This is a genomic window from Nocardiopsis listeri (genome assembly GCF_020741345.1).
GTDB classification, from domain to species: Bacteria; Actinomycetota; Actinomycetes; order Streptosporangiales; family Streptosporangiaceae; genus Nocardiopsis; species Nocardiopsis listeri_A.
This window is the reverse complement of sequence record NZ_DYZD01000413.1, coordinates 1-6,020: the sequence shown is the minus strand read 5'-3', so window position 1 is coordinate 6,020 and position 6,020 is coordinate 1. Positions and strand designations below refer to the sequence as shown.

7 protein-coding genes and 1 pseudogene are annotated in these 6,020 nt (G+C 63.4%); 6 read left to right on the top strand and 2 right to left on the bottom strand.

All coding sequences use genetic code 11. The annotated features are described in order from the left end of the window. The coding region (locus K8V84_RS22275; protein ID WP_304078319.1) for a hypothetical protein at positions 1-252 on the top strand (252 nt) is incomplete at its 5' end. 53 nt (positions 253-305) lie between these two features. Here K8V84_RS22275 and K8V84_RS22270 read toward each other — a convergent pair. Continuing rightward, positions 306-857, bottom strand: coding sequence for a thymidine kinase (locus K8V84_RS22270; RefSeq protein WP_304078317.1), 552 nt, complete (start codon positions 855-857; stop codon positions 306-308). Positions 858-1,378: 521 nt separating this feature from the next. On the opposite strand from K8V84_RS22270, the gene K8V84_RS22265 reads away from it, so the two are divergent. Continuing rightward, entirely contained in the window at positions 1,379-2,266 is an 888-nt protein-coding gene (locus K8V84_RS22265) for an ion transporter (RefSeq protein ID WP_304078313.1), read from the top strand. Positions 2,267-2,569: 303 nt separating this feature from the next. On the opposite strand, the gene K8V84_RS22260 is transcribed toward K8V84_RS22265, so the two are convergent. After that, entirely contained in the window at positions 2,570-2,845 is a 276-nt protein-coding gene (locus K8V84_RS22260) for a winged helix-turn-helix domain-containing protein (protein ID WP_304078310.1), read from the bottom strand. Between the two features lie 160 nt (positions 2,846-3,005). Between K8V84_RS22260 and K8V84_RS22255 the strand changes: the two genes are divergently transcribed. The 4 genes and pseudogenes from K8V84_RS22255 to K8V84_RS22240 all read left to right on the top strand — a co-directional run bounded on the left by K8V84_RS22255 (position 3,006) and on the right by K8V84_RS22240 (position 5,955). Next, the gene (locus K8V84_RS22255; RefSeq protein ID WP_304078309.1) at positions 3,006-3,188 is read left to right on the top strand and encodes a hypothetical protein; all 183 of its coding nucleotides are present in this window, start codon (positions 3,006-3,008) and stop codon (positions 3,186-3,188) included. Further along, on the top strand, positions 3,185-3,655 hold the full coding sequence (locus K8V84_RS22250; RefSeq protein ID WP_304078322.1) for a hypothetical protein: 471 nt from the start codon (positions 3,185-3,187) through the stop codon (positions 3,653-3,655). The genes K8V84_RS22255 and K8V84_RS22250 overlap by 4 nt, the downstream gene beginning before the upstream one ends. A gap of 638 nt (positions 3,656-4,293) precedes the next feature. Next, a pseudogene (locus tag K8V84_RS22245) lies at positions 4,294-4,629 on the top strand (transposase); the annotation flags it as partial. A gap of 258 nt (positions 4,630-4,887) precedes the next feature. After that, the gene (locus tag K8V84_RS22240; protein ID WP_304078307.1) at positions 4,888-5,955 is read left to right on the top strand and encodes an IS110 family transposase; all 1,068 of its coding nucleotides are present in this window, start codon (positions 4,888-4,890) and stop codon (positions 5,953-5,955) included. The last annotated feature ends 65 nt before the right edge of the window (positions 5,956-6,020 follow it).

Here is a 6,020-nt window from a genome sequence, read left to right as displayed (position 1 = left end):
GAATTTGAACAATCGGGGAGTCAGGTAAGTCCAACTAGGGGGTCTGACTTTTTGGATGAGTCTTACTCATACTACGGGGCTTTGGATGGCGAGGCGGGTAGTAGTTATCAGCTTTTTGCGAGGAAGAGGAGTAGTGTTGTAAGTATTAGCCTGACTTCTTCGCAAGAAATTTCAGAGGCTGCCTACCAAAATGCGATCAATAAACTTGAGCCACGTCTTGACGAAGATCTTAACGGGTTCATTCCTGAATGATTGAACAGGCAAGGTCGGATGAAGTTGTCTGATAGCTGAGATGGAATCCTTAGTCAGGCGACGCCGGCCATGAAGTGGTGGCGGCACAGGGTCGTGTACGACTCGTTGCCGCCGATGTGGACCTGAGCGCCCTCGTACACCATCACGCCATCGACCACCCGGGCGTTGTGTGTGGCGCGGTTCCCGCACCAGCAACGCGCGTAGACCGGGAGAACCTCTATCTTGTCGGCCAGCTCCACCAGGCGCTTCGAGCCCGGGAACAACTGCCCCTGGAAATCCGTCAGGATTCCGTAGCAGTACACGTCGATCCCCATGCCGTCGACCACGCCCGCCAACTGCCCGACCTGCTTGTAGGAGAGGAACTGGGCCTCGTCACAGATGACGTACGGGGCCTTGCGGTCGGCGACGTCGTCGTACAGGTCCAGGACATCCCCCACCTCGACCGCGGGGGACTTCAAGCCCAACCGGGACGAGATGATCCCGGAGCCGGCCCGGTCCTGCTTCGTGTAGAGCACGCCCTCACCCCCGCGAGAGTGGTGCTCCTGGAGAGCCATGGTGCTCTTGCCCGAATTCATCGAACCGGTGAAGTACTTCAGCTCCGCCATGCTTCTTCCTCGGTCGGGGGCGCTGGGCAGGGGCAGCGGCTCGGAGCGTGACCGAGACCAGAGGTGAACATACCAGCGGCGGGACCCTCTTATCTCACCCGCTCCGACGCCGTCACCCTCCATGCGCGCGGTGCATCATGCGCCTTGTCGATCGCCACGCATCGGGCACATCGCGTGGGTGGGCGCTCCCGAGTCCGCCGGGTGGCCGAAAGCGGCCGTCGCGCCCTCCGGGCTGTGGCGGAGCGCACCTCCTGATACACCCCCTGAAACACCCCTGATCAGGGCTTCGGGTTCGCGGGTTGGCGACTCGTTCGGAGCCGACTCGTCGTACCGTCATGGGGTGGTGTCCGTCGCCGAGGAGGGGGACCATCGACCCTGTGGTCGTATGGACGCACTTCGGCGGGCAAGGGCGCTCCGGAGCGTGAACAAGGGCTTCGATATATTTGGCGAACCTTGTCTTATTTCAAGGTCTCAACGTTGAGGGGGAAGTGGCATTGCGGCGTGGCCAGGTCACTAAGTTTGTGGAGAGCCGATGGTTCTCGAACGCGATGTTCGTCGTGATTCTGGTCAATGCCGTGATATTGGGATGGGCCACCTATGGGGGTTCTGCCCTTCCGTATCTCCTCATCGCGGAGCGGGTCATCGTCGGCATCTTCACCATCGAGATGTCGCTGAAGCTCTATGCCTGGCGGGGCAGGTTCTGGAAGGACTCCTGGAACTGGTTCGACTTCGGGGTGGTCGTCATCTCGCTGGTCCCGGCGACCGGGCCGTTCGCGGTGCTGCGGATCCTTCGGCTGCTGCGGGTCCTGCGACTCATCACCGCGGTTCCGCAGATGCGGCAGATCATAGGAGCACTCTTCAAAGCGGTCCCCGGCATGGGCACGGTGATCGGGCTGTTGCTGATCGTCATATACGTGTCGGCGATCCTCGGCCAGCAGATGTTCGGCGAGGACGTGCCCGAGTTCTTCGGTGACCTCGGCACCACGCTCTACACGATGTTCCTGCTCATGACCACGGAGAACTGGCCGGACGTCTCGGACGCGGTGTTGGAACAACATCCGCACGCGTGGATCTTCTTCGTCCTGTACATCGTGCTCACGGCGTTCATCATGCTGAACCTGGTGATCGGTGTGATCGTCACCGCGATGGAGCAGGAGTACAGCGCAGGTCGTTGGGAGGAGGACCAGGAGCTCGAACTGGTCCAGCACAACGAGGTGATGTCGAAGTTGGAGGAGTTGACCACTCAGGTCCAGTACCTGCAAAGCAGGATTCAGTCACAGGACCGGGACTCTCTCGTTGATCACTCCGTACCCCCGGCTGCTCCCTCTGCCAACAGCACCCACGGAGTTCCCCCATTCTCCTCAACGGAGGGCCCCGGTCCTGAGACCGAATCCCGGGAAGTTGATTAGTCCCCACCGCAAATCACATATCCCGGGAAAGGTGAGTGGTGGAAGGGGACCCACCGGGGAAAACGAGTAGTGAAACCCCCGGCGGGCCGTCCCCACCCTCGATGAGAATTATGTAGGACGCGGGCGCGCCCGCGCGACGGTTTCGAGGATTCTCTTCGAGGTTTTCTTCGCGCGGGACCCCCTTACAGGGGCGAACCCGACAATTCTACGGTCACGGGTTGGATACGCTCCGCACTGAATCTTCGGCGGCCCTGTCCGTTGAGGTCGCGGTGACCGAATCCCTCTCGGTGGCCCCGTAGGCCGTCAGTCCCGAGGTAGGACGAACGATCCCTTGCCGTTCACGATCCGCACGTAGCCGAGGTCTGCGAGATGGGCAGTGGTCTTGCGAACGGTGCCTCTTGCGAGACCGAACTCCTGAACCAGGCCGGCGATGCTCGGGATGGGGCGGTTCACGGGGTAGTCGCCGCGTTCAATGCGGGCGATCATCACCGCGGTCAGCTGGAGCCACACCGGATCGGGGCCTTCGTAGTCCAGTTCAGAGTCAGGACCGTAGCCAGCGGGAATGCTTGTGTCTGCCATGACCCGACGCTGACAGGTAGTGCCTTACCAGATAAATCTGAGACAGGCTATGGCTAGCCATGGCATGGTAAAGGTATGGTTACCTGAACCAACAGGGACCCCGGCGACGTGCGGACACACGCCCCGGGGCCGTGGCCGACCTGACGAAGACAGGACGACGATGAAGATCCTACTGGCCCTATTCGCCATGCTCGTGCGGCTCTCTCGACCCTCGCGAGGCCTGCACACCACCCCCTACGGCTACGCACACCAGCTCACCTCGGAGATCCGCCGTCGCTCCCGTCGGGTTCGGCGCTACGCCAGGAATCTGCCCGAGGCGACCGTGAGGGTGTGCTGCGCATGAACATCGACGTTCCCGGGCTTTCCGAGTCCTTCGAGTCCTTTGGGCTCTCATCTGTCCATCCGACCGCGTCGACCTCCGGGGCCACGCGGTCCGACGAGTTGGTCGAGGGGATCTGCCGGCTCCTCGAACACCCCGGTCGGCCGGCTCACGCCGCCCGGACGCTGGCGAGGGCCGACCGTCTCTTCTCCGAGCTCGACCGGCGGATCCGTTCCGGTGAGCCCCTGCCCTCCACCTGGCTCGCCTCGGTGGTGCGGTCGTCCGTTCCGCCGGACGAGCGGGGGATCGCCTATGACTACGCCACCCATTGCTACGACTCGGTGAGCGAGGCGCTGCGGGAGGCCGGGGGAGTGGTGGCCGCCTGGCGGGCGCTGGCCGAGGCGGGCCGGTACTGGCGACGGTTGAACGACGCGCTCGTCGAACGCTCCCCGCTGCCCGAACCCTGGTTGCGCGAGCCGCTTCGGGAGTAGGTCCCAAGCCTGGTGGCCCCGGCGCCCACACCCTCACGCCGGGGCCACCGGCCCGCACCCGGGCACCTTCTCGCCGAGGTGGTCCGGTGCCCGTCCACCTCTTCGCGGAGTTATCCACAGGCGCGAAGCGTGCTCTGGTGCGAGGGTTCTTCCCGTGATCCCATTGATTTCGGGGGGACCCCTGGGCTCCGCACCTCACGCTGCCCGAAATCTCTGTCGGGAGACGTCCACAAAGGCGCCGGCGTCGATAGAGGACGGTTTCCGTTCCACGGGGAGGCGTATATGAGAAAAGGTCTGATCGAAGCAGTCGCCTTGGTGCCGCCTTCCATTCCGATGCTTTCATCCCGCTGTTTCAGTTTCGATATCCCGGGCGACAGAAATGACCCCTCGCCCGGTGGCCACCGTTCGTCGATGGTCGCGGTGACGGGTACGGTTCGCGGTTCCTCGGGCCCCTTGGCCCGGGTTCCGGGGGCGCATCATCGCCGTGCCTCGGGGCGATCCACCCCGGCCGGTGAGTGACGTGGGCTTTGGTAGCGCCGAGGGCGGGAGCTAAGAGCTCATCTCATTTGGATCCTCGGTGGTCCGGCCCAGTGTCGATGGTCGAGCGGTTGGTGCCGGACGGATTGTGGGAGCTGTTCCAAGCCTTGCAACCCTTGATTCGTGCGATACCGCCCATCAGGTCCAGGCGAGGCCGCAGGTGGCGTAAGCCGGGCAAGCTCCACGGTGACAAGGGCTACGACTACGACCATCTGCGCCGATGGCTGCGTGAACGCGGAATCGTCCATCGTCTGGCCCGCAAGGGTGTGGAGTCCTCGAAGCGGTTGGGACGGCACCGCTGGCAGGTCGAGCGCACCATGGCCCGGCCGGCCGGATGCCGCCGTCTCCATCGTCGCTACGAGCGCGAAGCCGAGCACTTCCTCGCGTTCGCCGGTATCGCCTGCACGTTGATTTGCTTCCGCAGACTCACCAAATGAGATGAGCTCTAAAGAACAGTGAGGATGAGGGAGAGCTGCTCGGTGTGGGTCTGACTTCCTAAAAAACTGACGCATCTGACGGTGTTGTCCTGGCCGGGACCCGTCGGCTCCCACCGAGTGGTTCTCCACATGGTCTGGAAAGCCGGACCCGGACGGGATGTGACTTCATAGGACCCTGTTCAACGTGCCCCATCACTGTTGCGTCCACCCGGATCGGTTCGGTCATCCAGCACAAGAAGCGAAGGAGACCGTTCCACGATGACCACCACCGTGCTCACCACCGCTACGCAACCCGTGATCGTGGCCGGTATCGACGCGCACAAGGACACCCACCATGCAGTTGTGCTCGATGACAAGGGGCTGCGCATCGCTGACCAGGAGTTCGCGGCCACCACCCCCGGATACCGTGACCTCCTCGATTGGCTCACCCACTTCGGTCTCCTGGACCGGGTCGGTATCGAGTCAACCGGTTCCTACGCCGCAGGGTTGACCAGGCACCTGCTCGACGCTGGTATCGACGTGGTGGAGGTGAACACGCCCCACCCTCACACCAGGGCCCGCAAGGGCAAAGACGACGCGATCGACGCCGAAGCCGCCGCACGCAAAGTACTGGCCGGGGAAGCCACCGCCAAACCCAAGACCACGACCGGTGTCGTGGAGTCAATCAGATTGCTCTCACTGACGCGAAACTCCGCAGTCAAAGCCCGCTCGGCCGCACTGACCCAACTGCAGAACGCGCTGATCACCGCGCCCGCCCGAGTGCGTGAGCACATCACCGCACGCGGTGGGCGAGGCAAGGCGTCCCAGTGCGCCAGGCTCCGCCCCGACACCGCACGACTGGACGACCCGGTTCAAGCCGCGAGGATGGCCCTGCGCACCCTGGCCAGACGCGTGCACGACCTGGATGAGGAGATCACCGCCGTCCAGACCCAACTGGATCGGCTCGTGGCCCGGACCGCACCGACTCTCGTCTCCCGAGTGGGGATCGGTACCGGGCATGCGGCCCAGCTGCTGGTCACCGCCGGCCAGAATGTCGACAGGCTCGGCTCGGAAGCCGGTCTCGCTCGCTTGTGCGGTGTCGCGCCGGTTCCTGTCAGTTCAGGCAAGTCCCGCAGGATGAGACTGCATCGTGGTGGAGACCGGCAGGCCAACCGTGCCCTGCACATGATCGCTGTGTGCAGGCTCCGCTATGACCAGCGAACTATCGACTACATGCACCGCCGTAGTGCCGAGGGCCTGTCGAAGAAGGACGTGTTGCGCTGCCTCAAGCGCTTCATCGCTCGGGAGGTCTTCCACGATCTCAGGACTGACCTCGACCTCACTTGACATCTATAGGACCGTCCCGGCACGAAACACCTGGGGTTGTTGGGTGGGGGTGGGTTCTTCCTCCT

Coding starts and splice junctions, on each gene's coding strand:
- K8V84_RS22250 (WP_304078322.1), top strand. CDS start 3,185: ATGAACATCGACGTTCCCGGGCTTTCCGAGTCCTTCGAGTCCTTTGGG.
- K8V84_RS22240 (WP_304078307.1), top strand. CDS start 4,888: ATGACCACCACCGTGCTCACCACCGCTACGCAACCCGTGATCGTGGCC.
- K8V84_RS22255 (WP_304078309.1), top strand. CDS start 3,006: ATGAAGATCCTACTGGCCCTATTCGCCATGCTCGTGCGGCTCTCTCGA.
- K8V84_RS22270 (WP_304078317.1), bottom strand. CDS start 857: ATGGCGGAGCTGAAGTACTTCACCGGTTCGATGAATTCGGGCAAGAGC.
- K8V84_RS22260 (WP_304078310.1), bottom strand. CDS start 2,845: ATGGCAGACACAAGCATTCCCGCTGGCTACGGTCCTGACTCTGAACTG.